At 70.8% G+C, this 24,325-nt stretch carries 28 protein-coding genes; 7 read left to right on the forward strand and 21 right to left on the reverse strand.

Translation table 11 applies throughout. The annotated features are described in order from the left end of the window. The coding region (locus ACZ7G1_RS37960; RefSeq protein WP_471204429.1) for a glycoside hydrolase family 26 protein at positions 1-1,304 on the reverse strand (1,304 nt) is incomplete at its 3' end. A 157-nt stretch (positions 1,305-1,461) separates the two neighbouring features. On the opposite strand from ACZ7G1_RS37960, the gene ACZ7G1_RS37965 reads away from it, so the two are divergent. Continuing rightward, the gene (locus tag ACZ7G1_RS37965) at positions 1,462-2,769 is read left to right on the forward strand and encodes a carboxylate--amine ligase (RefSeq protein ID WP_470877831.1); all 1,308 of its coding nucleotides are present in this window, start codon (positions 1,462-1,464) and stop codon (positions 2,767-2,769) included. Between the two features lie 35 nt (positions 2,770-2,804). Further along, positions 2,805-4,061, forward strand: a complete 1,257-nt coding sequence (locus tag ACZ7G1_RS37970) for an FAD-dependent oxidoreductase (RefSeq protein ID WP_470877893.1) — start codon at positions 2,805-2,807, stop codon at positions 4,059-4,061. A gap of 68 nt (positions 4,062-4,129) precedes the next feature. Here the strand turns inward: ACZ7G1_RS37970 and ACZ7G1_RS37975 are convergent, their stop codons facing one another. Both ACZ7G1_RS37975 and ACZ7G1_RS37980 read right to left on the reverse strand, forming a co-directional pair. Further along, positions 4,130-4,363, reverse strand: coding sequence for a chaplin (locus tag ACZ7G1_RS37975; RefSeq protein ID WP_470877830.1), 234 nt, complete (start codon positions 4,361-4,363; stop codon positions 4,130-4,132). 188 nt (positions 4,364-4,551) lie between these two features. Continuing rightward, a complete protein-coding gene (locus ACZ7G1_RS37980) occupies positions 4,552-4,962 on the reverse strand; it encodes a rodlin (RefSeq protein WP_470877829.1) in 411 nt (136 codons plus the stop codon). A 218-nt stretch (positions 4,963-5,180) separates the two neighbouring features. On the opposite strand from ACZ7G1_RS37980, the gene ACZ7G1_RS37985 reads away from it, so the two are divergent. From ACZ7G1_RS37985 to ACZ7G1_RS37995, 3 genes are all read left to right on the forward strand, one after another. Further along, on the forward strand, positions 5,181-5,591 hold the full coding sequence (locus ACZ7G1_RS37985) for a rodlin (protein ID WP_470877828.1): 411 nt from the start codon (positions 5,181-5,183) through the stop codon (positions 5,589-5,591). Between the two features lie 393 nt (positions 5,592-5,984). Further along, positions 5,985-7,025, forward strand: coding sequence for an LCP family protein (locus ACZ7G1_RS37990; protein ID WP_470877827.1), 1,041 nt, complete (start codon positions 5,985-5,987; stop codon positions 7,023-7,025). A gap of 95 nt (positions 7,026-7,120) precedes the next feature. Further along, a complete protein-coding gene (locus tag ACZ7G1_RS37995) occupies positions 7,121-7,528 on the forward strand; it encodes a rodlin (RefSeq protein WP_470877826.1) in 408 nt (135 codons plus the stop codon). A gap of 70 nt (positions 7,529-7,598) precedes the next feature. On the opposite strand, the gene ACZ7G1_RS38000 is transcribed toward ACZ7G1_RS37995, so the two are convergent. The 3 genes from ACZ7G1_RS38000 to ACZ7G1_RS38010 all read right to left on the reverse strand — a co-directional run bounded on the left by ACZ7G1_RS38000 (position 7,599) and on the right by ACZ7G1_RS38010 (position 11,157). Further along, positions 7,599-9,632 carry a thioredoxin domain-containing protein gene (locus ACZ7G1_RS38000; protein ID WP_470877825.1) on the reverse strand — a complete coding sequence of 678 codons (2,034 nt, stop codon included), beginning with the start codon at positions 9,630-9,632 and terminating at the stop codon, positions 7,599-7,601. A gap of 117 nt (positions 9,633-9,749) precedes the next feature. Further along, positions 9,750-9,980 (reverse strand): hypothetical protein, encoded by a 231-nt coding sequence (locus ACZ7G1_RS38005; RefSeq protein ID WP_470877824.1) that lies wholly within the window; start codon positions 9,978-9,980, stop codon positions 9,750-9,752. 910 nt (positions 9,981-10,890) lie between these two features. Next, entirely contained in the window at positions 10,891-11,157 is a 267-nt protein-coding gene (locus tag ACZ7G1_RS38010; protein WP_470877823.1) for a hypothetical protein, read from the reverse strand. A 114-nt stretch (positions 11,158-11,271) separates the two neighbouring features. Here ACZ7G1_RS38010 and ACZ7G1_RS38015 point away from each other — a divergent pair, with 114 nt between their 5' ends. Next, complete coding sequence (locus tag ACZ7G1_RS38015) at positions 11,272-12,165, forward strand: helix-turn-helix domain-containing protein (protein ID WP_470877822.1); 894 nt, start codon at positions 11,272-11,274, stop codon at positions 12,163-12,165. After that, positions 12,095-12,289, forward strand: coding sequence for a DUF397 domain-containing protein (locus ACZ7G1_RS38020; RefSeq protein WP_470877821.1), 195 nt, complete (start codon positions 12,095-12,097; stop codon positions 12,287-12,289). The genes ACZ7G1_RS38015 and ACZ7G1_RS38020 overlap by 71 nt, the downstream gene beginning before the upstream one ends. A 52-nt stretch (positions 12,290-12,341) precedes the next feature. Here the strand turns inward: ACZ7G1_RS38020 and ACZ7G1_RS38025 are convergent, their stop codons facing one another. The 15 genes from ACZ7G1_RS38025 to ACZ7G1_RS38095 form a co-directional block, all read right to left on the reverse strand. Continuing rightward, positions 12,342-12,902, reverse strand: coding sequence for a hypothetical protein (locus tag ACZ7G1_RS38025; protein WP_470877820.1), 561 nt, complete (start codon positions 12,900-12,902; stop codon positions 12,342-12,344). Beyond that, on the reverse strand, positions 12,899-13,168 hold the full coding sequence (locus tag ACZ7G1_RS38030) for a hypothetical protein (RefSeq protein WP_470877819.1): 270 nt from the start codon (positions 13,166-13,168) through the stop codon (positions 12,899-12,901). Before ACZ7G1_RS38030 ends, ACZ7G1_RS38025 begins: the two co-directional genes overlap by 4 nt. A 9-nt stretch (positions 13,169-13,177) precedes the next feature. Next, positions 13,178-14,374, reverse strand: coding sequence for a hypothetical protein (locus ACZ7G1_RS38035; RefSeq protein ID WP_470877818.1), 1,197 nt, complete (start codon positions 14,372-14,374; stop codon positions 13,178-13,180). Next, positions 14,371-15,540, reverse strand: coding sequence for a hypothetical protein (locus tag ACZ7G1_RS38040; RefSeq protein WP_470877817.1), 1,170 nt, complete (start codon positions 15,538-15,540; stop codon positions 14,371-14,373). Before ACZ7G1_RS38040 ends, ACZ7G1_RS38035 begins: the two co-directional genes overlap by 4 nt. After that, a complete protein-coding gene (locus ACZ7G1_RS38045) occupies positions 15,540-17,276 on the reverse strand; it encodes a hypothetical protein (protein WP_470877816.1) in 1,737 nt (578 codons plus the stop codon). Before ACZ7G1_RS38045 ends, ACZ7G1_RS38040 begins: the two co-directional genes overlap by 1 nt. Beyond that, positions 17,269-17,397, reverse strand: coding sequence for a hypothetical protein (locus ACZ7G1_RS38050; protein WP_470877815.1), 129 nt, complete (start codon positions 17,395-17,397; stop codon positions 17,269-17,271). The genes ACZ7G1_RS38045 and ACZ7G1_RS38050 overlap by 8 nt, the downstream gene beginning before the upstream one ends. Next, on the reverse strand, positions 17,394-17,666 hold the full coding sequence (locus ACZ7G1_RS38055; protein WP_470877814.1) for a hypothetical protein: 273 nt from the start codon (positions 17,664-17,666) through the stop codon (positions 17,394-17,396). Before ACZ7G1_RS38055 ends, ACZ7G1_RS38050 begins: the two co-directional genes overlap by 4 nt. Beyond that, a complete protein-coding gene (locus ACZ7G1_RS38060; RefSeq protein WP_470877813.1) occupies positions 17,656-18,018 on the reverse strand; it encodes a hypothetical protein in 363 nt (120 codons plus the stop codon). Before ACZ7G1_RS38060 ends, ACZ7G1_RS38055 begins: the two co-directional genes overlap by 11 nt. Positions 18,019-18,042: 24 nt before the next feature. Then, positions 18,043-18,537: a hypothetical protein gene (locus ACZ7G1_RS38065; protein WP_470877812.1), complete on the reverse strand. Its 495-nt coding sequence runs from the start codon at positions 18,535-18,537 to the stop codon at positions 18,043-18,045. Beyond that, the gene (locus ACZ7G1_RS38070) at positions 18,534-18,893 is read right to left on the reverse strand and encodes a hypothetical protein (protein ID WP_470877811.1); all 360 of its coding nucleotides are present in this window, start codon (positions 18,891-18,893) and stop codon (positions 18,534-18,536) included. The genes ACZ7G1_RS38065 and ACZ7G1_RS38070 overlap by 4 nt, the downstream gene beginning before the upstream one ends. A 4-nt stretch (positions 18,894-18,897) precedes the next feature. Continuing rightward, positions 18,898-19,248 (reverse strand): hypothetical protein, encoded by a 351-nt coding sequence (locus ACZ7G1_RS38075; protein ID WP_470877810.1) that lies wholly within the window; start codon positions 19,246-19,248, stop codon positions 18,898-18,900. A 6-nt stretch (positions 19,249-19,254) separates the two neighbouring features. After that, a complete protein-coding gene (locus ACZ7G1_RS38080; RefSeq protein WP_470877809.1) occupies positions 19,255-21,027 on the reverse strand; it encodes an HK97 family phage prohead protease in 1,773 nt (590 codons plus the stop codon). After that, positions 21,024-22,244: a phage portal protein gene (locus ACZ7G1_RS38085; protein ID WP_470877808.1), complete on the reverse strand. Its 1,221-nt coding sequence runs from the start codon at positions 22,242-22,244 to the stop codon at positions 21,024-21,026. Before ACZ7G1_RS38085 ends, ACZ7G1_RS38080 begins: the two co-directional genes overlap by 4 nt. Positions 22,245-22,428: 184 nt before the next feature. Continuing rightward, positions 22,429-23,760 carry a hypothetical protein gene (locus ACZ7G1_RS38090; RefSeq protein ID WP_470877807.1) on the reverse strand — a complete coding sequence of 444 codons (1,332 nt, stop codon included), beginning with the start codon at positions 23,758-23,760 and terminating at the stop codon, positions 22,429-22,431. A gap of 55 nt (positions 23,761-23,815) precedes the next feature. Next, positions 23,816-24,169 (reverse strand): hypothetical protein, encoded by a 354-nt coding sequence (locus ACZ7G1_RS38095; protein ID WP_470877806.1) that lies wholly within the window; start codon positions 24,167-24,169, stop codon positions 23,816-23,818. Positions 24,170-24,325 lie beyond the last annotated feature (156 nt).

A 24,325-nucleotide genomic window follows, 5' to 3' on the forward strand; every position in this document is an offset into this window, starting at 1 on the left:
GGCTTCGGTTCCGGCTTGGGCTCGGGCTTCGGCTCGGGCTTCGGTTCCGGCTTGGGCTCGGGCTTCGGCTCGGGCTTCGGTTCCGGCTTGGGCTCCGGCTTCGGCTCGGGGAGCGTCGGGTCCACCGGGTCCACCGGGTCCGTGGGATCCGTCGGGTCGACCGGATCGGTCGGGTCCACGGGGTCGACCGGGTCGGTCGGGTCCACCGGGTCCACGGGGTCCACCGGGTCCGTCGGGTCGACGGGGTCCGTCGGGTCGACCGGGTCGACGGGGTCCGTCGGCTGGGTCGGGAGTTCGGGTTCGGTGCCGTACAGCATTTGGCGGAAGACGAGGGACGACTGCGGGTTGTCGTCGCATTGCCAGACGCCGTGCGGACAGTAGTCGGTGATGGTGTGGTAGAGCGGCTTGTGCTGCTTCATCCATTCGAGCATGCGCCGCATGTACGTGGGATTGTCGCCGTTCCGGAAGAGCCCCCATTCGGGATAGGAGATCTGCTTTCCGTGTTCGGCGGCGAAATCGACCTGCTTCTGGAGCCCGTACGGCTCGTTGACGTGCTGGTCGAAGCTCATTCCCGGCGGCTGGTCGTAGGAGTCCATGCCGATGATGTCGACGACGTCGTCACCGGGGTAGCACTCGGTCCACGGGACGGCGTCGCGACCGCGGCTCGGGTTGAAGTCGAAGCGGAACTTCTGGCCCGGGACGGAACGCATGGTGGCGACGATCCGGTTCCAGTACTTCTTCCAGGCGGTGGGGTCGGGCGCGCACCGGTGGGTGTAGGTGGTGCCGTTCATCTCCCAGCCGAGCACGAGGACGGTGTCGGTGGCGTTGAGCGCGACGAGACGTTCGGCGAGGGTCTTGAAGTGGTGGTCGTAGTAGCCGGCGGCGCCGAGCTGGAGCTGGCGGCGGACCTCGTGGTCGGAGACGCCGGCCTCGTTCCGTTCCAGCATGGGGACGTTGAGGACGAAGAGGCGGTCGGTCTTCTCGTTGCGCCAGTCGGCCCAGGCGTCGAGGAAGCCGGGGGGTCCCTCGATGCTGCTCCACTGCTCGCCGGGGAGGTAGGTGTGGCCGACGCGGAGCTCGTGGCCGCCGAGCCAGCGCTCCAGCTGTCCGATGCGGGCGACCCCGAGCGCGCCCGAATCGAGGAAGGCACCCATGGCGCCGGCGAGTGTCGGTACCGGGTCCCTCGTGGTGACGGAGTCGGTGGCGTGGGCGGGGGACGAGAGGACGACTGAGCCCGTGGCGAGGAGGCCGGCGGTGAACACCCCCAGCCATCTTCTCGAAGTTCTCCGTTGCGCAGCTGCCATGGCCACTCCTTGGCGTCGTTCGCTTTTTGATGATCCGTCAATCCGATGCTCCGAAAGTATTCCTAATGAGCCGACCGTGAACTCGGCTTCCCTCTGATCAGTAGTCCATTAGAGGATTTCATCGCCCAGTTGGGGCACCCGAGAGGAAGGGCATGCCGTGCTGCGCCGCCAGAATTTCGACACCCGTGTCCCCGCCGTCCTGGTCCGGCTCGACCGGAACCCCTTTCATCACGGCACCCTGGGAGCCACGCGCTCGCTGGGCCGGGCGGGAATTCCGGTCCATGCCGTCATCGAATCGAGCACCAGTCCGGTCGCCCGTTCCCGCTATCTCCGTTCCGCCCGCGCGCGCCCCGCGGAGACCTCCGCCGCGGACCTCGCGGCCCTCCTCGCGCGGATGGCCGGGGAGATCACCGACGATCCGTCACATCCCGTTCTGCCGGTGCCGCTGGACGATGTGAGCGCCCTCGCGCTGGCCCGGCACCGCGCCGAACTCGCCCCCCGCCTCCTGCTGCCCGAGCAGACCGAGGAGCAGCTGCTGCGGGTCGCGGACAAGGCGGCGCTCGCCGAGACGTGTGCGGCGCTGGGCCTCCCCCATCCCCGTACCGAACTGCCCACGGGCGCCGACGAGGCCGCCGCCATGGCGTGGTCGCTCGGTCTGCCGGTGATCGCCAAGTGGAGCCGGCCCTGGCTGCTGCCGGCCGGCGGCGGTCTGCGCAGCACCACGATCGTCCGGTCGCTCACCGAGGTGCGGGAGCTGTACGCCCGTACCCCGGAGGCGGGCAGCCGGCTGCTGCTCCAGGAGCTCCTTCCGGCGGGCCGGGACCTGGACTGGTTCTTCCACGGGTACGTGGACGCGGCGGGCCGCTGCACGACGGGGGCGACCGGCCGCAAGGAGCGGTCCTGGCCGGACGGGGCGGGGCTCACGGCCGTGGGCCGCTGGTCGGTGAACCCGGCCGTGGACCGGTCGGCCCGCGAGCTCCTCGACGCGCTCGGCTACCGGGGCGTGTGCGACCTGGACTTCCGGCTGGACCGCGCGACCGGCGCGTACCACCTCCTCGACTTCAACCCCCGGCCCGGCGCCCAGTTCCGGCTCTTCGCCGACGCGGACGGCCTGGACGTGGTCCGGGCGCTCCACCTGGACCTGACCGGCCGGCCGGTGCCGCCGCACTCCCCCGCGTACGGCCGCCGGTTCCTGGTCGAGAACTACACGGCGCTCTCGCTGCTGGCCTCGCCGCGCCGCCGGTACGCCCCCGAGCCGGGTGCCGTGCGGCGGACCGAGTACGCCTGGTGCGCGGCCGACGACCCGGGGCCCGCGCTCGCCATGGGCCGGGCCTGGGTCGCCCATCTGTTCCGCAGGGCGTTCACCGCGCTCCGCGGGCTGCTCCCCGCGGGCCGTACGCGCCCGGGAGCCGTCCCGTCGGCGCCCGCGGCCCGCACCTCCTCCAACCAGCTCACCCAACGATGAAGGCGGAAGGCACGATGTCGAAGTCGTCGAAGCCGATGTACGACCTGGTGGTCGTCGGGGCCGGACCCTACGGTCTGTCCGTGGCCGCGCACGCGGCGGCCCACGGACTGAACCTCCGGACTTTCGGCCGCTCGATGGAGTCCTGGCACGCCATGCCCTCGGGCATGTTCCTCAAGTCGGAGCCCTGGGCGTCCCACCTCTCCGACCCGGAGGGCGTGTACGGACTCGACGCCTACGCCGAGACCCGGGGCGTCCGGGCCACCCACGGCGTGCCGCTGCCGGTCGACTTCTTCGCCGCGTACGGCGACTGGTTCGCCCGGCAGGCCGTGCCCGCGCTCGACGAGCGCCTGATCGCCTCGGTGGCGCCCGTCGCCGAGGGCTTCGAGCTGCGGACCGAGGACGGCGAGGGGCTCCGGGCCAGGACGGTGGCGCTCGCCGTCGGCGTCCTGCCGTTCATGGAGATCCCCGGCCCGCTGCGCGGACTCCCCCGGAGGTACGTCACCCACTCCAGCCACCACGGCGAGCTCGACCGCTTCGCCGGCCGTGACGTCACCGTCGTCGGCGCGGGCCAGGCGGCCCTGGAGACCGCCGCGCTCCTCACCGAACAGGGCGCCGCCACCGTCCGGATCATCGCCCGCGCGGACCGGCTGAACTGGAACACCCTGCCCCCGGCCCTCGACCGCGGCCTCTGGCCCTCCCTGCGCGCCCCGCACACGGGCCTCGGCTGCGGCTGGAAGAACAAGCTGTACGCCGACACCCCGGGCGTCTTCAGGCGCCTGCCGGCCACCACCCGCGAGCGGATCTTCGACTCGGCCCTCGGCCCGGCGGGCGCCTGGTGGCTCCGCGAGCGGTTCGCGGCGATCGGGGACGTACGCCTCGGGCAGCGGATCACCTCCGCCGCGGTGACCGGGGACGAGCGGCTGCGGATCGACGTCGCCGGGCCCGAGGGGACGAGGGTTCTGGAGACCGACCACGTCATCGCGGCCACCGGCTTCACCCCGAGCCTGGACCGGGCCGGCGTGCTCTCCGCCGATCTGCGCGGCGCGCTGCGCACGGTCGGCGCGGGCGGCGCGCCGGAGGTCGGCGGACTCTTCGAGTCCTCGTGGCCTGGCCTGTTCCTCGCCGGGCTGCTCACCGCCCCTTCGTACGGCCCGTCGATGCGGTTCGTCTTCGGCGCCGAGTACACGGCGGGGCGGCTGGTGAAGGGGGTGCGGCAGCGGCTGCGGTCCGGTGTCCCGGCCGGGACGGTGGGCCGGCCTCGTACCGGCGGGAAGGCACCGGTCACGGCATGAGGAAGGGCCGGCCCCGGGGAGCGGACGCTCTCCGGGGCCGGCCCCTGTGCCTGTGTGCCGCGCTGGGGTCAGGCGTTGACGCAGGTGTTGAAGGCCGCCGGGTTCAGCGCGCCGATGACGTTCACGCTGTTGCCGCAGACGTTGATCGGCACGTGGATCGGGACCTGGACGACGTTGCCGGAGAGGACGCCCGGCGAACCGATCGCCGCACCGTGCGCGTCCGCGTCCGCGAAGGCCGGCGAGGCGACACCCATGGCCATGACGATTCCGGCGATGACGGCCGCAGCCTTCTTACAGTTCATTTTCGTCTGGATCCTTTCCTCGGCGGAATGAATTTCCGCACCACAGAACACAACGAACACACCTCGGAAAGGAAACCGAAACAGCGGACACGTCTCCTCTTTCACCCCATTGCCCGCACGATCGCCCGCACACGACAGGGCCGGAAGGAACTCCGCGTTCCCTCCGGCCCTGTTCTCCGCACCGCGGATCAGCTGTTGTAGGCGCCGTTCCCGGAGAGGACCGGGATGTCCTCGACGATGTGCGAGAGCGGGCCGTCACCCTTGGCCTGGGTGGAGTTCTCCGCGCACTGCTGGTTCTGCGGGGAGGACAGGACGTTGATGTCCTGGGCCGTGATCGGGATGGCGCCGATCAGCGAACCGAGGTTGCCCTTGACCGGAACACCGAGGCAGAGCTTGTTCAGCGAGCCCTGGACGGCCGAGAACTGGGGGCTCATGTCGCCCTTGGTCTTCGAGTTGCCGAAGGACTGGTGGGCGCCGTTGCCGCTGAGCGAGGTGGTGCCGCCGTCGTTGGCGGTGGCAAGCGCCGGGGAGGCCATCGCGGCAGAAGCGCCGACAACAGAGGCCGTAACAGCCGCAGCCGCCATAATCTTCTTGATCACGGTGATTCCGTTCCTGTTCCCACCAATCGACCTGATTGATGCGACGGGATCAACTGCGGGCGGCGACTTTGGTTCCGGCGCTTCACTCGTTCGACTGGGCCCCCGTTTCGCGCTGTCGCGTGCGCTCCGCCAAGGGGGTGACACAGCGGAACCCTTGCGTCCGTGGCCAGTTGATCAGGCCGCTCCCTGCACGGAGCCGGTTCTAGAAGGGAACTCCCGTGATCAAGAAGGTTATGGCCACCGCGGCCGCGGCCGTCTCCATCGTCGGCGCCTCCGCCGCCGTCGCCTCCCCGGCGCTCGCCATCGGCAACGACGGCGGCACCACCTCGCTGTCCGGCAACGGCGCGCACCAGGAGTACGGCAACTCCGCCACGTACGGCAACATGAGCCCGCAGTTCGCGCTCGTCCAGGGCTCGCTCAACAAGCCCTGCGTGGGTCTGCCGGCCAAGGTCAACGCCGGTTCGCTGATCGGCCTCATCCCGGTCACCGTCCAGGACATCAACGTCCTGTCCTCCCCGCAGAACCAGCAGTGCACCGAGAACTCCACCCAGGCCAAGGGTGACGAGCCGCTCTCGCACATCCTGGACGACATCCCGGTCCTGTCGGGCAACGGCGTCGGCAACAACTGACGTTCCGCCTCCGCGCGACGACGTTCACACGTCAGGGGCCGCCCTCCGGGGCGGCCCCTTTCGCGCTGTCACCAGGTCGGCCAGACCGGGGTGGCCATCAGTCGTTCCCACTCGCGGTCCGGCATGCCGGGGACCGTGCGGCCCGCCTGCGTCCACTGGGTCACCAGGGCGGAATACAGCGGGAATGGGGTGCGGTCGGGAGGGGGTGGTTCACTCACATATCGGCTCTTCGGAATGAAGGCCATCCGTTCCCATTTTCCGGGATCCGGCGCCATCTTCGCTCCTTCCGCTGCGATTCCCGCATCATTACACAGGCGCCGCAGGAGAGTGATTCGAACTGTTCATGTCGCGTCGCGTACCTGTGTACGAGCAGGGTCGAAATACCGTGCGGGCATGAAATTCCCGCGTTCCCGGAGACTCCGCCGCGCGCTGCTCGCCTCGGCGGCCTTCACCGCTCTCGCCGCCCTCGCCCCCGGCGCCCTCGCCGCCGCCCCCACCGACCTTCCCGCCCCCGAGCAGGGGCTGAACCTCCTGGTGGTCGGCATCGACAGCCGCAAGGGGGTCACCGAGGAGGAGAAGGAGCACTTCAAGCTCGGCGGGCAGGAGTGCGACTGCACCGACGTCATCATGCTCGTGCACGTGTCGGCGGAGAACGACCGGATCAGCGTGGTGAGCCTGCCGCGCGACTCGCTCGCCACCTTCCCCGACCAGCACCGCGACCGGCGTACCGGGAAAATGCACGCCGCGCATCCCGCGAAGATCAACAACGCCTGGGCGGAAGGCGGTTCCGCCTTCACCGTGGAGACGGTCGAGTCGATGACCGGACTGCCCGTCCACCGCTATCTGGAGATCGACTTCCGGCGCTTCATGGACACCGTCGACCGCGTCGACGGCGGAGTCCCCGTCTGTACGGTCGACCCGCTCAAGGACCCGGTGACCGGCATCGACCTGCAGCCCGGCACCAAGCGGGTCGCGGGCGGCGAGGCGCTCCAGTACGTCCGGTCGCGGCGGGCCGACGGGAAGATGGACTTCGGGCGGATCCAGAAGCAGCAGAAGTTCGTGGTGAACACCCTGGAGCGGCTGCGCGAGGGCGTCCTCGACGACCCGGCGGCCCTCGAGGTGTTCGCCGCGACCCTGCGCGGGACCGGCGAGACCGAGCGGGGCATCTCGACGGCGGAGCTGCTGACGCTCGCCGCCCGTCTGCGGGACCTGCCGCCGGACCGCATGGAGTTCTCGACCGTCCCCGTGCGCGGCTTCAACCCGGACATCCAGGGGGTCGGCTCGACGCTCGCCTGGGACGAGGAGGGGGCGGCGGAGGTCTTCGGGCGGCTGCGCGCGGACCAGCCGCTGCCGGAGGCCTCGGCCGTGGCGCCGAGCGAGATCTCGGTGGGCACCTACCGGCCCGCGTCGGGGGCTTCGCTCATCTGCCCGTAGGCCGTCCGGTGGACTTCCCGGAACCTCCGGGCTTCTGACCAGTTGATCAGCGCGGCTCGGCACTCAGCGAGCCAGTATCCCGAAAGGCCTGAACAATGAAGAAGCTCTTGGCGACGGCTGCTGTGGCCGCGTCCGTTCTCGGCGCGACGGCGGCGGGTGCCGGTCAGGCGCTGGCGATCGCCGACGACGGCGGCACCACCTCGCTGTCGGGCAACGGCGCCCACCAGGAGTTCGGCAACTCCAGCACCCACGGCGACATGAGCCCGCAGTTCGCGCTCGTCCAGGGCTCCCTGAACAAGCCCTGCGTGGGTCTGCCGGCCAAGGTCAACGCCGGTTCGCTGATCGGCCTCATCCCGGTCACCGTCCAGGACATCAACGTCCTGTCCTCCCCGCAGAACCAGCAGTGCACCGAGAACTCCACCCAGGCCAAGGGTGACGAGCCGCTGTCGCACATCCTCAGCGACATCCCCGTGCTGTCCGGCAACGGCGCCGGCAACAGCTGAGCAACGCCGCTCGGCAACGGTGCGGCCCCGCCGTCCCTCCTCGGAGGGGTGGCGGGGCCGTACCCGTTCTCTAGCGGCCGGCGCCGAGCTTCCCCGCCAGGTCCGCCGGGTCGGTGACGGGTGCGTCGCAGGTGAAGTGACGGCAGACGTACGCGGCCGGCCGGCCGGTCACCAGCGGGCGGTCCTTGAGGAGCGGGAACTCCTCGCTGTCGGGGACACCGGCGGCGAGGACGGCGCCGGGGGCAGTGGCCAGGAGGGCGGTACGGCGCAGCTCCTGGAAGGCCCCGTCGTCCGGGGCGCCGACGACGGCGACCTCCCGGGGCCCGTCGAGGTGGGCCTCGGCGACGGCGAGGCCCCAGCCGATGAAGCGGGGCGCGCGCGGGCCGAGGGCCTTGACCACGCCGAGCGCTCCTTCGGCGGCGGCGCGGTGGGCCTCCGAGCCGGTGTGCGCCGCATAGGTGAGGAGCGCTCCGGCGGCCGCGGTCCAGCCGGACGGGGCGGCGTTGTCGGTGGGGTCCTGGGGGCGCCGGATGAGGGCCTCGGCGTCGTGGGCCGTGTCGTACAGCGCGCCGCCCTCGGCGACGAAGCGGTCGAGGACGATGTCCAGGAGGAAGCCGGCGAACTCCAGCCAGGCGCCTTCGCCGGTGACGGCGGCGAGGGCGAGGAACCCCTCGGCGACGTCGGCGTAGTCCTCCAGGACCCCCGCGTTGGTGCCGGCCCGGCCGTCCTTGGAGGTCCGGGTGAGCCGGGCCTGCTCGTCCATGTGGACCCGGACGAGCAGGTCGGCGGCCTCGGTGGCGCGCTCGACGAGGTCGGGGCGGCCGAAGAGGGCGCCGGTCTCGGCGAGGGCGGCGATCGTGAGGCCGTTCCAGGCGGCGACGACCTTGTCGTCGCGGCCGGGGCGCTCGCGCTCCTCGCGGGCGGCGAGGAGCCGGGCGGCGATCGAGGCGATCCGCTCGGCGTCGGCCACCCCGGAATCCTGCGGCAGCTGGAGGACCGAGCTGCCGTGCTCGAAGGTGCCGTCCTCGGTGACGCCGTAGTGGGCGGCGGCGAGGGCGGCGTCCTCCGGGCCCAGGACCTCGGCGAGCTGCTCCGGGGTCCACACGTAGAAGGCGCCCTCGACGTGCTTGCCCGTGCCGTCGTCGCTGTCGGCGTCGAGCGCGGAGGCGAAGCCGCCCTCGGGGGTGCGGAGCTCGCGGACCATGAAGTCGGCGGTCTCCAGGGCGACGCGGCGGGCCAGGTCGCTGCCGGTGGCCTTCCAGAGGTGGGCGTACACCCGGCAGAGCAGGGCGTTGTCGTACAGCATCTTCTCGAAGTGGGGGACGACCCAGGCGCGGTCGACGGCGTAGCGGGCGAAGCCGCCGCCGAGCTGGTCGTAGATGCCGCCGCGGGCCATGGCCTCGCAGGTGTCGGCGGCCATCTGCAGGGCGCCCTCGGCCCCCGTGCGGGCGTGGTGGCGGAGCAGGAACTCCAGGACCATCGACGGCGGGAACTTGGGGGCGCCGCCGAAGCCGCCGCGGGTGGCGTCGTACTCGCGGACGAGGCCGAGCAGGGCCTGGGCGAGCTCCTCCTCGCCGGGGGTGCCGTCGCCGCCGTAGGCGAGGGAGCGGCCCGCGAGGTCCTTCACGATCCGCTCGGCGACCTCGGCGACCTCCTCGCGTCGGCCGGACCAGGCGTCGCGGACGCCTTCGAGGACCTCGGGGAAGGAGGGCATGCCGTGGCGGGGCTCGGGCGGGAAGTACGTACCGAAGTAGAAGGGAGCGGCGTCCGGGGTGAGGAAGACGGTCATCGGCCAGCCGCCCTGACCGGTCGCGGCCTGGACCGCCTCCATGTAGACGGCGTCGACGTCGGGGCGCTCCTCCCGGTCGACCTTGACGGCGACGAAGTGCTCGTTGACCAGCGCGGCGGTGGCGTCGTCCTCGAAGGACTCGTGCGCCATGACGTGGCACCAGTGGCAGGAGCTGTACCCGACGCTCAGCAGGACGGGGACGTCGCGGCGACGGGCCTCGTCGAAGGCCTCGGCGGACCACGGCCACCAGTCGACGGGGTTGTCGGCGTGCTGCAGGAGGTACGGGGAGGTCTCATGGGCCAGTCGGTTCGGCATGGGGCCCATCCTGCCGCAGCGGTGTCGCGGTTTCCCCGTGTCCGCCGCCGTTCGCGCGCCGCGCGGGCGCACGCCTCCGGCCCGTACCGGTGGGGTACGGGCCGGGGGGCGGTGCCGCTACTTGGCGGGGGTGGCGGTGGCCGGGGTGTCCGGGGCGGCGGCCGGGTCCGGGGTCTCCTCGAAGGAGATCCTGCCCATGTGCCGGCTCATCGACTTCATCAGCATCCAGACCGCGAGGGCCAGGACGGCGAAGACGACGAAGCCGAGGACGCCGGGGGTCACCTTGTTCTTGTCCAGCTCTTCGGCGGCGAAGGGGACAAGCTGGGTCAGTGCCAGGTGTGCGCTCATGTCAGGCAATATCTCCCACTCAGATGGACGTCCCGCAGGTGGGGCCGGTGCTTCGCACGGTCGACTTATGGAACGCCCCTCGATGCTACAAGGTCCCTCTCGTCACACTTTCGGCGGCCAGTGTCTTGGGCACCAGAGGTACGTAAAACCCAATACGGTCAAGTTGTGGACACCAGGGAACGGCGCCTATGGCGTCGGTACGAGACCAGGCTCAGACGGCTCACAATCTCGGCAGGGCGATCTCTACGGACCTCCATAAACGCCGAGACGCGCAGGCTCAGCCGTCCGACGATGCGGGGCGAATCGTTGCGCCAGTCGTGACGCGCAGCGGAGCGCGGCCCCGTACCTCACCGGGCTGTGGTGAGGTACGAGACCGCGCTCGTAGGGGGGTCACGGAGCCTTGTAGTCGGGATCATCCTCGGCCGTAGGGAGCGGCCGCGAGCCTTCGGAGTGGTGGTTGACCCATCCGCAGGCACGGCACGCATAGCGCTGGTTCAATCCCTTGATCAGGACTCCGCATCGGCGGCAGTTGGTCTGCGTGATCTCCGGCCGAGCGATCTCCGGCCGACTGGGTCCAGGGTTAGCGGGCTGGGGTGTGGTGGACATGCCCGGAGGCTACCGCCGTCGTGGCGGGCGCAACCCCGGTTCCCCATGAGCATTGGCTGCACGTCCACTGGCCGTTCGGGCCCTGGATACAGCTGGCACCACAAGCCTGGCACTGCATGATGTTGTCCTCTCTCTGTAGCGGACGGGTTGGACATCCGCCCCCGGTTCGGAACGGGTGGGCCACGCCGGGGGCGGATGGTCTAGTTGCTCGGCGTCCCCACGATGGCGAGGGCGACTGCGAGCACGGTGGAGCAGGCGACGACGGCGGTGCAGATCAGTCCGGCGTAGCGCCCGAGGTATCGGATCACCAGCCCCTAGCCGCGAGGGATGAGAGCGCCTGTCCGTTGTCGAGGACGAACGTCAGGTCGGCGAGGAGCTGCTCGGCCTCGACTGGGCTCATCCACAGGGCGCCGTCACCGGCGTGCTTGCCGTCGACGCGGCTGTACAAGGGGAGAGCAATTCGCTCCTTGCTGTCCTCGCAGGTGATCCGCTGGACCTGTCCCGTTGCTCCGGGGATGCGGTCGAGCGCCAATCCTCGGCCGGGGGTGAAACGGAGTGAGGGGGCGTTCATTCCGCTGCCTCCAGAGGTGAGTTCGTCTGCTTTCCCTCACAGCTTCGGCTGGCCGGCGCTACGGTTCTAGCAGGGTGGGCCCTCCAACTGGTTTTGCAGGAAGGAGCGTTGGCCATGGCTGGAACTGAGGGCGATGACCCGGGACTCTCGCTGCAAGAGTTCTTCGGCAAGGAGCTGGCGCGGCGGCGTGAGGCCGCCGGGTTCACTCAGGCGTCGCTCGGTGAGGTGGTCGTGATCTCCCCGCAGATGATCGGCCACTTTGAGTCTGGTCGACGGCGGCCGAGGATTGAGGACGCCCGGCGAATCGACTCGGCGCTGGGTACGGACGGGTTCTTCACCCGGTGGCGCACCGAACTGGAGGAGGGGCGGTTCGCTGATCATTTCGCGGCGGCGGCCGAGTTGGAGAGGTTAGCCGTATCGCTGCGGCTCTACGCGGCCTCGCTCGTTCCCGGCCTCCTTCAAACACCGGAGTACGCCACGGCGGTCTTCGAAGCCTTCTCGCCCAACCACACACCCGCAGATGTAGAGAAGCGCGTCCGTAACCGAATCGGCCGATCGGCTGTTCTCGCCGAACCGGACGGCCCGGAGGTGTGGGCCCTTCTTGACGAGAACGTGCTGCGCCGGAAGGTCGGCGGCGGTGCGGTGATGGCGGCGCAGTTGCGGCACATCGCGGAGCTCGGTCGACTCGGGCGGGTCAGAGTCCACGTGCTCCCCTTCACCCATGGGGCACACGCCCTGATGGAGAGCATGCTGCACCTCATGAAGTTCCGGGGTGACGCGCCGGTGGCCTATGTTGAGGGCCTGTACACGGGCCGGGTTCTGGACGACCCGGCCGTGGTCGAAAGGTGCCGCACTGCTTACGATCTTGCCCTGAGCGAGGCTCTGCCGGTGGGGGCATCACTCGCCCTTCTGGACGAAGCTGCGGAGGAACACGAACATGATCAGCAAGCACGACCTGGACAAGGCAGTCTGGCGGAAGTCCCGGTTCAGCGGGGGCAGCAACGGTGACTGCGTCGAGGTCTCGGACAGCTTCCCCGGATGGGTCCCCGTGCGTGATTCGAAGGTCGCCGGCGGCCCTGCGCTGGTCTTCGGCGCGGCGTCTTGGGCGGCCTTCGTCGATGGCGTGAGGTAGTCGCAGGAGACGTGAGAGGGGCGTAGCGGTCAACCGCTACGCCCCTCTCGTTTCACCCCTCGTAGGGCTGCGCTCTCGCCGAGTCGGCTGCGGCGGCGTCTGCGGCTTCCTGTTGGTTGGTGGCGGGGCCGAGCCAGCGGACCCAGTACGAGACTTCCTTGATCTCCATGGCGACGGAGTAGGCGTCAGCGAAGGGGTACACGGTCGCTCCGGCGCTCTGGTAGGCGACGTCCGTTGCCGACCATGCGTTGGTGAAGGTGTTGGCGACGGGGTGGACGCCGTAGGTCGGTGCGGAGGGGTAGAGGATCGCGGAGAAGTTGCCGGTCTTGCCGACGAAGCGGATGAACAGGCCGAAGGTGTAGTAGCCCGGCTGCTGGATCGTGATCCCGTAGCCGATGCTGGCGGCGGCCATGTCGGCGGAGCCGTCGCGGCGGGTGACCTTCAGCGGCTTGAATCCGCCGCTGGTCTCGGTGGTGAAGTTGGAGCCGTAGCAGGCGGCCCACCGGCCCATGGGGTCGACGGCCTGGGCCATGTTCTGCATCTGCTCCCAGCCCCGGGGCGCGTCGGAGTCCTCGGGGTAGGGGATCGCCAGGTTCGGGGTGTACTTCGTCATGACGCGTCCTCGGTGGTCGTGGCGGTGGGCGGGTCCCACAGCCGGTGGAGCACGACGTTGATTTCCGGCGTGATGGCGAGGAGGCAGACGGAGCCGGTTGGGATGGCGAGGGAGACGGGCACGACGCACTCTGTCTCTCCGCCTCCGGCGGCGAGCTGGAAGGTGGCGCGGGTGCCGGTGTAGGGGGCGGTGAGCGTGCCCACCAGGAGCCGGGGCACGGCCGGGGGCGCGCCTCGGGAATTGAGTACCTGGGCGGGGGTGGGCATCGCTTCTCCTTACGCTGGGTCGCGGCCGGCCTCGGTTTGCGTGACGGCCGGGGGGCGGGTGCGCGCTCCCTCGTCGTCGTCGGCGGGCTTGTTCGCGAGGGCGAGCGTCATGGGTCCGGACTCTGCGGTGAGCGGCAGGGTGATGGTCTGGACGCGGCCTTTCCAGGCGGCGCCGGAGGTGATGACCTCGGCGACGTCTCCGAGCTCCAGGGCGGGGTCGGGGACGGCGGTGATGGGTTCGGTGCGGGAGACGGACGACGCGCCGGTGAGCATGGTCGATGCGGTCGCGCGGCACTCGGCGGCGGTGGTGAGCATCTCGGAGGTGTAGAACCGGGGTTTGCGGCCATAGGGGCCGTTGACTCGGATCGGGGATGCGGGGTCGGTGATCTCGGCGACGCCCCACGGCGCCACGGTCGCGGTGCCCCCGGCGGTGTCGTTGGTCTTGCCGGTGACGATCACGGCGTTGTACAGCCGCTCGCGGGTGGCGGAGCGGGAGCGGGTGACGACGGTGCCCCGGTCCCCGGCGGTGAGGCGTACGGCGTAGGGGGTGGTCGACGTGACCGGCCCGTAGGCGGGCGCGGCGTGCACGGCTCCGTCGTCTCCGATGTACCAGCGGGCGCCCCATGCGTCGCAGAGGTCGGTGAGGTTCTTGACGCGGTCGCGGTCCCACACGGTGGCGGGGTTGACCTTGGTGGCCGGTAGGGCGCGGTCGATGACGACGGGCAGGATGCCGTTCACGAGCCGGGTGAATTCCTGGGCGTAGGTGTTGCCCTTGGTGGGGGTCTCGGTGGTGTAGTGCCGGGCGTCCACCAGGCGCTGGGAGAGGTCGACGGCGGTTACCTGAACGGTGCGCTCGGTCTCGTCGCGGGACCAGTCGGTGACGAGGTAGTGGCCGTGGTCGAAGAGCATGGCGGTGCCGTCCGGCAGGGCGACGCCGAGCCGGACGCGGAGGGTCTGTCCGTAGATGGCCAGGGGGTGGTTCGGCTGGTCGGCGGGGTCCCATGACCGGCCGGTCATCGGGTCGCGCTGCGGCACGGTGAGGGCGAGGCGGCGGCGCAGGGTCGCGGTGTCGTCGTAGGTGAGGGTGCCCTCGGTGACGGGGACGCGGTCGGCCAGGAGCTTCCCGGCGCGGTAGGCCGATACCTGGCACAGGACCGTGTGGGAGGCGGGGAGCACGGCGCGGTAGACGGCGGGCGCGGGCCTCATTGCGGGTTCCACTCGGACAGGTCTTGCCACGTGGGGAACGCGGCGTCCACGTCGGCCCACGTGGCGTAGGCCCCGGCGACGGTGGCCCAGGAGACGTGCAGCGCCTTGGCGGTGGCGGGGATCGGGTCGACCTCCTGCACGGCCACGGCGAGGAACCGTTCCCATGCTGCTCCGTCGCCGGGGTAGACGCGGGTCTCGGTGACGTCCCCCACGGCGGCGTAGGTGGTGGCGAGCGAGGAGCCCGGCTGAGTACGCAGCAGGACGAGCCGGGAGGCGGTGAGGACGTCCACCGTTTGGCTCAACTCCCCCTCGGTGCGGGTGAGTAGGTTCCATTGGCCGGCGGGGGTCAGGTGCTTGTCGGACAGGACCACGGGAGCAGCGCGGCCGATGATGGGCAGGACCGACTGCCGGGCCGTCCGCTTGCGTTCCTCCCACGCCTGCACCTGTACGGGGACGGTGCGGCCGGACTGGGTGTCGGTGAGGAAGCATCCGCGCGTACCGGCGAGGATGACCGGCTCCGAGGTCACGGTGATGACGCTCCCGGCCTTCTCCACGGCGGTGAGTGTGTAGGTGACCGGGATGCCGAGTGGGCATTCGCGGTCTTCCAGGCTGTACGAGCCGGGATGCGTCTCGCCGACGTGGATGTCGACGGACATCACGGAGGGGGCGCCCGGGGCGTTGCGGGTGACGGTCCAGCTGACGATGTTCTGCGCCTGTGAGATCCAGGTGGACACCTGGACGTAGCCGATGGGCTGATCGGGGATGACGGCGGCCCAGATCGTCGCCGCGCCTACGTCGACTTCCACAGTGGTCGTCGCGGTCTCCGAGGTGCGGGTGACGTCCTCCCACGTCTCGACAGCCGGAGGGAGATCCGCCCACGTGGTGGCGAGGGCGGGAAGGTCGGCCCACGGGTCGCACCACGGGTTGGTGGGGGTGGTGACGGTGGCGGTGTAGACGTGGTGCCCGGCCCAGAAGTACCGGTAGGGGGATGAGGAGCCGGTGCCGCCGGACAGGGTGATGCGGACGACCGGGCCGGAGCCGTCACCGGGGTCGACCAGAACGACGCCGTCCTTCTTGGCGTTGGTCACGGTGAACACGGTGCTGGCGCGGTTGTCCGATGCGACCACGGCCGTCAGGGTCATGCGGGGCTGCGGCCACGGCGCCATCAGGCCCACCCCCCGGCGGCCAGGCGCTCGCCCTCCGTCAGGAGCGCGCGGCGGGTGATCGTCGCGGAGGTGCGGGTGATGCGAGCTTGCAGCTGCTCGCCGTCGATGGTGACGTACACGGTCGGGGACAGGAGCGTCATCGCCCGTCCGGTCTGGCCGGCCTGTGGGGCGGCGAGCATGCTCCGGGCGCCGGGGGCAGCCGGGGCGGAGCGTGAGACTGCGTCCAGGGCCTTGGACAGGAGTCCTCCGCCGGGGATCTTGTCGAGCCAGGTGATGAGGCTCTGGACCTTGGCGATGACCCATCCGGCGGCGTCGCGGATGCCCAGGAGCGAGGACTTGATCAGGCCGAGTGGCGAGGGGACCTTGATCCGGCCGAGCCAGTTGATGAGCGACGATGTCTTGTCGATGAGCCACCCGGCGGCGTCGCGTCCGGCCATCAGCGCGGCCTTGATCAGCCCGAGCGGCGAGGGGACCTTGATCCGACCGAGCCAGTTGATGAGCGACATCGTCTTGTCGATGACCCAGCCGACGGCGTCCCGCATGCTCCGGAGTGCGGCCAGGATCGCCCCGCCGATGAGCGACCCAAGGGACTTGAGCGCCTGCCATACGGTGTCGACGATCTTCCGGAAGCTCTCGGACTTCTGGTAGGCGATGACGACGGCGGCCACCAGGGCGACGATGGCTGCGAAGACGAGCGTGATCGGATTCAGCGCCATGACGGCGTTGAGGACGCCCTGCACCACGGCCCACGCCCTGGTGGCGATGGAGACGGCGTTGACGGCGGCGGCCTGGACGCCGAGCCGCGCCACCCAGATCAGGCCTTGCACGTTCGCGGTGACGAGCGCGGCGAGGTAGGGACCGGCCAGGACCAGGGCGACGGCACCGACGGCGGCGGCGTACGGCGCAACCGCGGCTATGACCCGGGCCACACCGCCGGCGAAGTCGGCCACCCCTCGTACGAAGCTCTTCAGCGCGGGTAGCGCGGTGGCGTTGAGGTAGGAGAACGCGGCGGTGAGCGCGGGAAGGAACCGTGCGCCGATGGCGGCCTTGAGGTTGTCCCACTGGGCGGTGAGCCGCTGCTGCTGCCCGGCCAGCGTGTTGGACTCCTTGGCGAAGTTGCCCGCCGCGTCGGTCGACTGCTCGTAGATCAGGCGCATGCGGGCCTGAGTCGCGGTGAGCTTCTCGGCGGCGTGCGCCGCCTGGTAGGCCTTGACGGCGGTCTCGTTGATCGAGATGCCGTACCGCTCGATGGGGTCCGACTCCCCCCGGAACGCGGACGTGAGCGCGTCCACGGCCTCCTTCGTGGTGCCGCCGAACATGCTCGCGAGGTCAGCGGCCTTCTTGATCAGGTCATTGGTGGTGCCCCCCAGGTTGTCCTGGGAGACCCCCAGGTTCTTCAGCGTCGCCCCGAGCGTGACGGCAAGCCCGGAGTACTCCCGCTTGGACAGGCCTACCGACTGGGCGGCGCCGTTCGCCCATGCCTTCATCGTGTCGGCGTTCTTCTTGAAGACGGCGTCCAGGGCGCCGTAGTTCTGCTGCACCTCGGACGCGGCCTGCACGGCGTCGGTGGCGAACTGGCGCAGGGAGTCGAGACCGGCGGCAGCGGCGGCGGCCACGGCCACGCCCTTGAGCGTGCCGGTGAGCCGGTCGAAGGCGGATTGCGCCTGCGCGGCACCCTGGGTGGCGCGCCGGGCGTCGGCCGTGATGCGGATGGCGAGGGTTGCGGGCCTACCCACGGTTGGCCTCCTTCTCCGCCTGGTGGATCTCGTCGAGGATCTGCCACATGACGGCGGTCTCGAAGTTGGTCAGCTGCCGGATCTCGGCGGGGCTGATCCCGTACGCCTTGGCGAGGATCACCCGCTCTCTGACCCGGCAGACGTAGGGTCCAGCTCATCGGCCGGGTCCAGCTCAGAGACCAGCTCCACGTCCCTGTTCTTGAGCGTCATCCACCGCTCGTCAGGGATGGTGGGGTCGTCGCGCTGGGCGATGACGACGGCCACCGCGCACGCCAGGGAGAACGGCCGGGCGCTGACGGCGGCGGCGTCCAGGCCGATCATCTCGAACGCCCGGTCGGTCTCCAGACCGGTCAGGTCCTGGAAGTCGGAAATCCAGCGGTCAGGCTCCACTTGCTCTCTCCATCAGTCGTGCGAGGGCTTGTTCGTAGTGCGCGGCCCACTGGCCCTCGCTGCGCTGCGCGGCGAGCGCGATCCATGGGTTCGCGGATATGTGGCGGGCGGGCCAGCCCCAGTGGATAGGACCGGCGTAGGGGACGGACGCGCGTCCGGCGCGAACGGTCGCCATGGTGCGGGTGCCGGAGCTGCGCATCGTGGCCGCGAGGCGGCCGGTCCGGCGGGGTGCGAAGGCCTCGGCGCGCTGCTCGACGAAGTTCGCCAACCAGGTGTGCTCGGCCTTGAGCTCATCGAGGAGTTCGGGCCCTGCTCGGCGCAGGGCCCTGCGTATCTCGCGTCCCCCATCCACGCGGTAGACGGTCCCGGCCACGGCTCACGCGCCTACGCTCGCGTCACTCTGCGTCGGGGCCGGCTGCGACTTCTGTGACGAAGTCGCGGTCGTTCCGGGCGGGGTCTTGTCGGTGCGCTGCGGCTTGCCGTTGCACGGCCACTCCGCATCAGACGTGATCCTCTTGGCCACGTCCCCGCCCACGAGCACGGCCCGCACGGTGACCGTGCCGGTGTACGTCGGGCCGGTGTCGGTGTTCGGGGTCCACGTGAACGGCTGCGCCTGGCCGTCGTGGTCGAAGGCGAAGTTGACGAAGCCCTTGGGGTCGCTGAAGTCCTGAATGCCGGTGAACTTCAGCACCCACGTGGTGGACGCGTCTCCCGGCAGGGAGTCACCGCACAGCACCTCCACCGGGTCGCCCTCGTTGAACGACGGCTCCAGGCTGACGGCGGTTGCCTGGCAGGCGATCGTCAGGAGCGGCGTAGCCTCCGGCCCGAGCGAGAGTTCTCCGCTCTTGAGCCGGGATTCGTTGACGGTCATGCGTAGACCTCCGTGGTAATCCGGTAGCAGAGGGACGGCTCGGTGGACGTGCCGGGCGTCAGCGGGTTGAAGTAAGTCAGCTCGGCGAAGGTGTAGCCGGGGCCCTCCTCCAGAGCGGCGAGCACCTCTTCGAGCAGCTCGGCCAGCGGCCCCAGCTCGACCCATGCGCCGGGGGCGCCGATCGCCCGCACGTAGAACGTGTGCTTCCGGGCGCCGCACATGGTGCCGTCCGGCTCGATGTTCGGCGGCTCCACGAGCACGCACGGCACGACGACGTTGCGCGGGTCGGTGACGACCGGCCGGTCTGTGCCGCGCTGGATCAGCTCGGCCAGGTCGACCATGGCGGCGGTGATCACGCGATCACCCGACCTGCGGCGGGGACCACGAGCCGATGCGCAGCAGGCGCTCGACGTCGGGGTCCCAGCGGCTGATGTAGGCGGTCGAGCCGCCCACGTCGGAGTAGCCGACGATGCCGGTCGGCGAGGAGCGGCGGGCGAAGAGGCGTTGCGCCTGCATCATCAGGCCCGTGCGGATGTCGTCCGGCCACTCGGCCGGCGAGGGCGTGACGCGTAGGCGCGGGATGGTGTCGACGGCCAGCGCGTTGATGGCGGCGACGGCCCCGGCCAGCCACACGGCGTCTGGGCTGCCGGTGGCTGGTTCGGGAATGCCGATGATCGCCACGACCTCGGCGGTGGTGATGCTGGTAGCCACGGCCGGTCACTTCGCCGGGGTGGTCGGCGGGGTCTGCTTGAGCGCCACGAGCTTCTTCGGCTGCGCGTTGTACGTGGCCACGTAGGCGTAGGCGGCCACCTGCGTGCCGAGAACGGACGGCTCTACCGCCTGAAGGGTGCCGCGCTGGTCCTCGTAGACCTCGATGGCCTCGGAGGCCCCGACGATGAGCGTCGCGGTCGGGAGCCCGGCGGAGACGACGGGCCGGAAGCCGACGAAGTCGGAGCCGGAGCCGGTCGGCTCGGTCGGCCGGAACGATCCGAGCGCGTTCGACGGGGAGAGCGCGGGGAACAGCGGCCTCTTGTCGCCGTCGACCATCGCGCCGATAGCCGCCCACACGTCCGGCGACATCCACACCCGGTCAGCGGCCGTCCGGCGCGCGGCCACGGCGGTGTAGACCTTCGCGGCTGCCTGGTACACGGCGCCGTTGAGCGCGGCCGGGTCCGTCAGGTCGGCGGTGACGGAGTCCGTCGCGGCGGCCACGAGCGCGGCGCACGCCACGTCTTCCGTGTCCTGGATCAGGTTGGCCATCAGGTCCTGGACGATGAGCGCGAGCGCGCCCGGGGTCGTCCAGTCGAGCACCTGACGACTGATGTTGACGTACCCGCCCTTGGTCTTCTTGGGCACGTCGTCCTCGTCGACCTTCAGCGGCCGGTTCGGAAGCTCGGTCTTCTCGGCGGTCTGGTCGCCGGTCTGGGTGTGCTGGGTGATCCGCAGCCTCTTGAAGCTGTTCGAGGTCGAGGGCATCGCACGGGGCGAGAGGGAGAGCCACACGGGCCGCTCCGGGGCGAGCTGGTCCAGCATCGGGCCGGTGATGACCTCCGGCAGCAGACCCGGCACCAGGTCGGTGGTCTCGTGGGCGACGGCGGCCAGGACGCGGCGCACGCGCTCGAACGGCGCGGCGTTGCCGTGGACCAGGAGTTCCAGGGACGCGGCGAGGTAGTCGCACGCGTCGACCCGCTCGCGGCCGACGACGACGGCCGGGAGCGTGCGCCGGTACCCGTCGGCGTCCAACCGGTTCGTGGCCGTGATGGTCGCGGTGGCGGCCGGGATGGCCGGGGCGAGCGGCGCGGCCGTCACCGGCGCCACCGGCTCCGGGGCCGGAGCGGGGGCCGGGGTGCGCTGGGCGGCCAGCATCGCGCGGAGCTCGGCCACGTCGGCGGCCGTCAGCGGGAGGTCCCCGCCCGTGGCCGGAGCCGGAGCCGGGGGCTGGGTCGGGGCCGGGGCCTGGGTGGGGTTACCGGACATGGGGGTTCCTTTCTGAGCGGCCACGCGCACGGCGCGCGCGTCGGTGTACGCGGGCAGCGCCACGAGAGAGACCTCTCGGAGCCGGGCGCGGGTGATGGTCACGCCGTCGCCGTCCTCGTCCTCGGTCCACTCCAGTGGCTCGACGCCGACAGAGAAGCCGTCGAGGATGCCCTCAGCGGCCAGGGCGAGCGCCTCGGACGCGGCGGTGTGTGAGCCGACGCGGAACGTCGCGTCGGCGTTGGCCTCGGTGTCGGCCAGCTCGGACATCACGCCGAGCGGCTGCCGGGAGTCGTGGTCCCGCAGCAGCTTGACGCGGGACAGGTCGGTGTCCGCCGCGAGCGAGCCGGGCGCGAAGGTGACGGCGGGGAACGGCCCCGAGGGGTGGGCGCGAACGCCGTAGCTGAGGATGGTGCCCCCCACGGACCGGTTGGGCTGGGCGCGGTCGGTGGGGGGCTGCTCGGCGGCGTCGTCCTCGGCGCGCAGCTCCAGCGGGGCGTACAGGTGCAGGATCATCGCTCGTCCTCGCTACTGGGAGTCGCGGCCGGCCTCGCATCGGGTGACGACGAGGGCGGCGTCGGAACGGGCCCCGTGAGCCCCTCGGCGTCGCGGGCTTCCTTCGGGGACATGACCCCCAGCGGGACCAGCCGGGCGTACCGCTCGGCACGCTCCAGCGGCACGCCCCGCAGGAACTCGGTGAAGTCGAACCGGACCTTCTGTCCGCGCGGGGTGCCGTTGCGGTCGGACATCGAGAGCCGCTGCTCGATCGCGTTCAGGTACGGCGCGAAGCACAGTTCGATGAGGTCGCGGCGCTCTGAGACCTGGGTGGAGTAGGTGAGGGAGTCGCCCGAGGAGACGGCGGCGTAGCGGGGCGGCAAGCCCAGGTGGCGACAGAGCTGAAGCGCGTTCTCTTCGCGGGACTCCACCAGCTGGAAGTCAGCCGGGGTCGTGCCCACGCCCTGGTAGTCGACCCCGTTGTTGAGCCAGCCCGTACCGCGCAGGCGCCGGGACGCTTCCCAGCGGTCCAGGAGCGCGTCTACCTCGGCGTCGGTCAGGTCGTACTGCGACGTCTGCTTGAGGATGCCGGTCGGGATCTCCGGCGACGCGTACCGTCCGGCGGCGGCCTCCAGCGCCAGCGCCATCAGGATCGTGTCCCGCCCGAAGTCCAGGAGGCCCTCGTCGGGGCCCTCGAACTGGATCAGGTCGGCGGCGTTGACCTGTCGGCCCTTGTACGTCGCCCACTCGCGGATGATCTCGTCCGTCCCCGGCTCGGTCTCCACCTGGACGTAGTCGGGGTCCAGGCGGACGACCTTGGTCGGGTACTGCGTCCAGGCGTCCCGCTCGATGACCAGCCACCAGGCGAAGGGGTAGAGGATCAGGTCGCCCACGAGCGCGGAGATGGAACGGCAGTAGGGGCGCCACGTCTCCGGCTGCTCAAGGAGCGGCCCGGAGGGGATCTCCACGCCGTCACGCCAGCGCTTGAGCGGTAGGGAGCCGATGGCCCCGGCGATGAGGCGGACGCCCCGCCTGACGGTCGGCACCCGCATCGCGATCGAGCGCGGTACGGGTCCGCTGAACCATCCGGGGTCGGTGCCGTTGATGCGGGCAGCGAGTGCCGGATTCAGTCCGTCATGGCGGGGCGGAGGGGGGTCGTCCCCGATCGTGATCGAGCGACTCGCCTGCACGGCCTCGCCACTGTGCGGCGGACGCTGGAACGGCCACGACCAACCCATACGCGGAGGCTACCTCCGCTTACTCGTGTCAGCACGTCGGAGTTCTCGAGAACTCGTGACCCACGTCACGTCACGCAAAGCGGGGCCGGCTGCGACCCAGAGTGAAGCCACGGGGCGCGGGCGGTACGTCTTCTCGATGACGTACCGGCTCCGGCGGAGACGTACGAGAGGTACGCGGCCGGGGTCAGCCGTTCGCGGAGCCGACCTGCGGTCGGGACCCGACCTCGGGTGGGTGGGCCAGCCCGTACGCAGCGAGCATCCCGGCGATCAGCGCTGCCGGGTGCTCGCCCTCGGTCGTCGTCTGCCGGGAGATCACGGACTGCTCGCGCACCTGCCGGGAGGTGGCGCACGCCAGCGCGGCGTCCAGCCGCTGATGGGACCGGTGCGCTACCGACTTCTCCACCAGCCCGTTCACGAACTCGTCGTTGGCCTGGATCAGGTCAGCGGCGCTGAATCCTTCAATCAGTGGCACGCGTACGCGGTGCTGCTCGGTCAGCGCCTTGTACGTGCTCCGGGCCGGGCCGTACGGGTCGACGACCACGGCGGCCGGGCGGTGGCGCTGGATGAGTTCCAGGAGTCGGGGCGTGAGCCACCCGACCCCGCCCCGGTGCTCCACCAGCTCGACGGCGCGGCGGCCGTCGGGCAGGGTCCCGGCGGCGACGATGACGGCGCCGGAGCCGTCCGGATTCTGCTCGACGCCGAACGCGACCGGCCCGGGGCCGAGTGGCGCGAAGGCACGGCCGGAGTCCCAGACAGCCGGAGCCAGGAAGAACGACGACGACGACACCCAGTAGTTGCCGTAGGCGCGCGCGAACTCGGCGGCGTCCATGCGGTCACGGGAGCGGCGCAGCACGTCCCTGGTGATCGTGTGGCCCACGGCAGGGTGGTGCGCGGCGTACACGTCCAGGTCGTCAAGGTCGGCGTCCTCGGGAATGCCCCACTCGAAGAACGCCGTCTCGCCGGCGGTGCCGTCGGCAAGCTCGGCGCGCAGCCGGTCGACCATCGGCCGCATCCATGTCGAGCGCCCGTTCCCGGCGGTCGAGACGTACCAGATCTGCGCCCACGGCCGGGTGGCCTGGGTCGGGTCGATGGCCTGTAGGAGCATGCGGCCGACGTCGGCGGAGAACGCCCACATCTCATCCACGCCGACCAGGTCGGTGGTCTTGGAGTGCAGCGCGTCCTCGGTCGGCGCGAACACTCTGATCTCGCTGCCGTTGCGGAAGAACGTCCCCTCCGAGCCGTTGGTCTTGCGGGTGGTCGTGATGGTCTTCAGCGGGGAGCGGTCGATGTGCTTGACGGTCTTGAGCCAGATGTCCCGGGCGTCCATCCGCTTCTGTGCCGTGAGCCACGTGGACGCGTCCGGGATCATGTTGCAGCGGTGCGCCATGACCGGGCGCATGAGCGTCGTCTTGCCCGACTGCCTTGGGACGGAGACGAGCGCGGAGGAGTAGCGGAAGCCGGTCCCCGCGTCGTTCACCTCCAGGGCGACGTTCGCCACGTACTGCTGCCACGGCATCAGCGGCGTGCCGAGCGCGGCGGCCAGGCGGCCGACGGCCGGACCGAACGACGCGCTACCGGGGGTCGGCCGGGTAGACCACTTCGGGGGTGGCCATAGCTCGCTCGAATGCTTCCCACGTGTCATCGACGGCCCCCACGGGCTGCGGTACGAGACCGGCGAGGGTCATCACGTCTACGACCTTCCCGAGGAGCTGCGCGACCGCATACGGGTCGTCGGCCGCGAGGTCGAGCGCCCGAGCGGCGACCCGTACGACGGATTCCACGGCGGCGCGGGTCGGGTCAGCCTTGCCCCCGGCGCGGGAAGCCCGGATGGCGGCCTCGGCTCCGCGCTCGCAGCGTCCGGCGGCCCGGCGGGGCTTGGGGACGCTGGCCCCCCTGGTCGTACGCGTGCGCTTAGTAGACGCCATGCTCTCCATCCTCACTGGTCAGGCGCGTATTGGCGCGCGCTGGGCGGTACCCCCCCCTCCCTTGGTCGGGGAGAGAGAACAGGGGGGCGCGGGGTGTCCTGGCGGCCCCGGATCTCAAAAAATCGGGGCGCGACGGCGCCCCGCGGTTCTCACTGT

Source organism: Streptomyces sp. NPDC037273 (genome assembly GCF_055603625.1).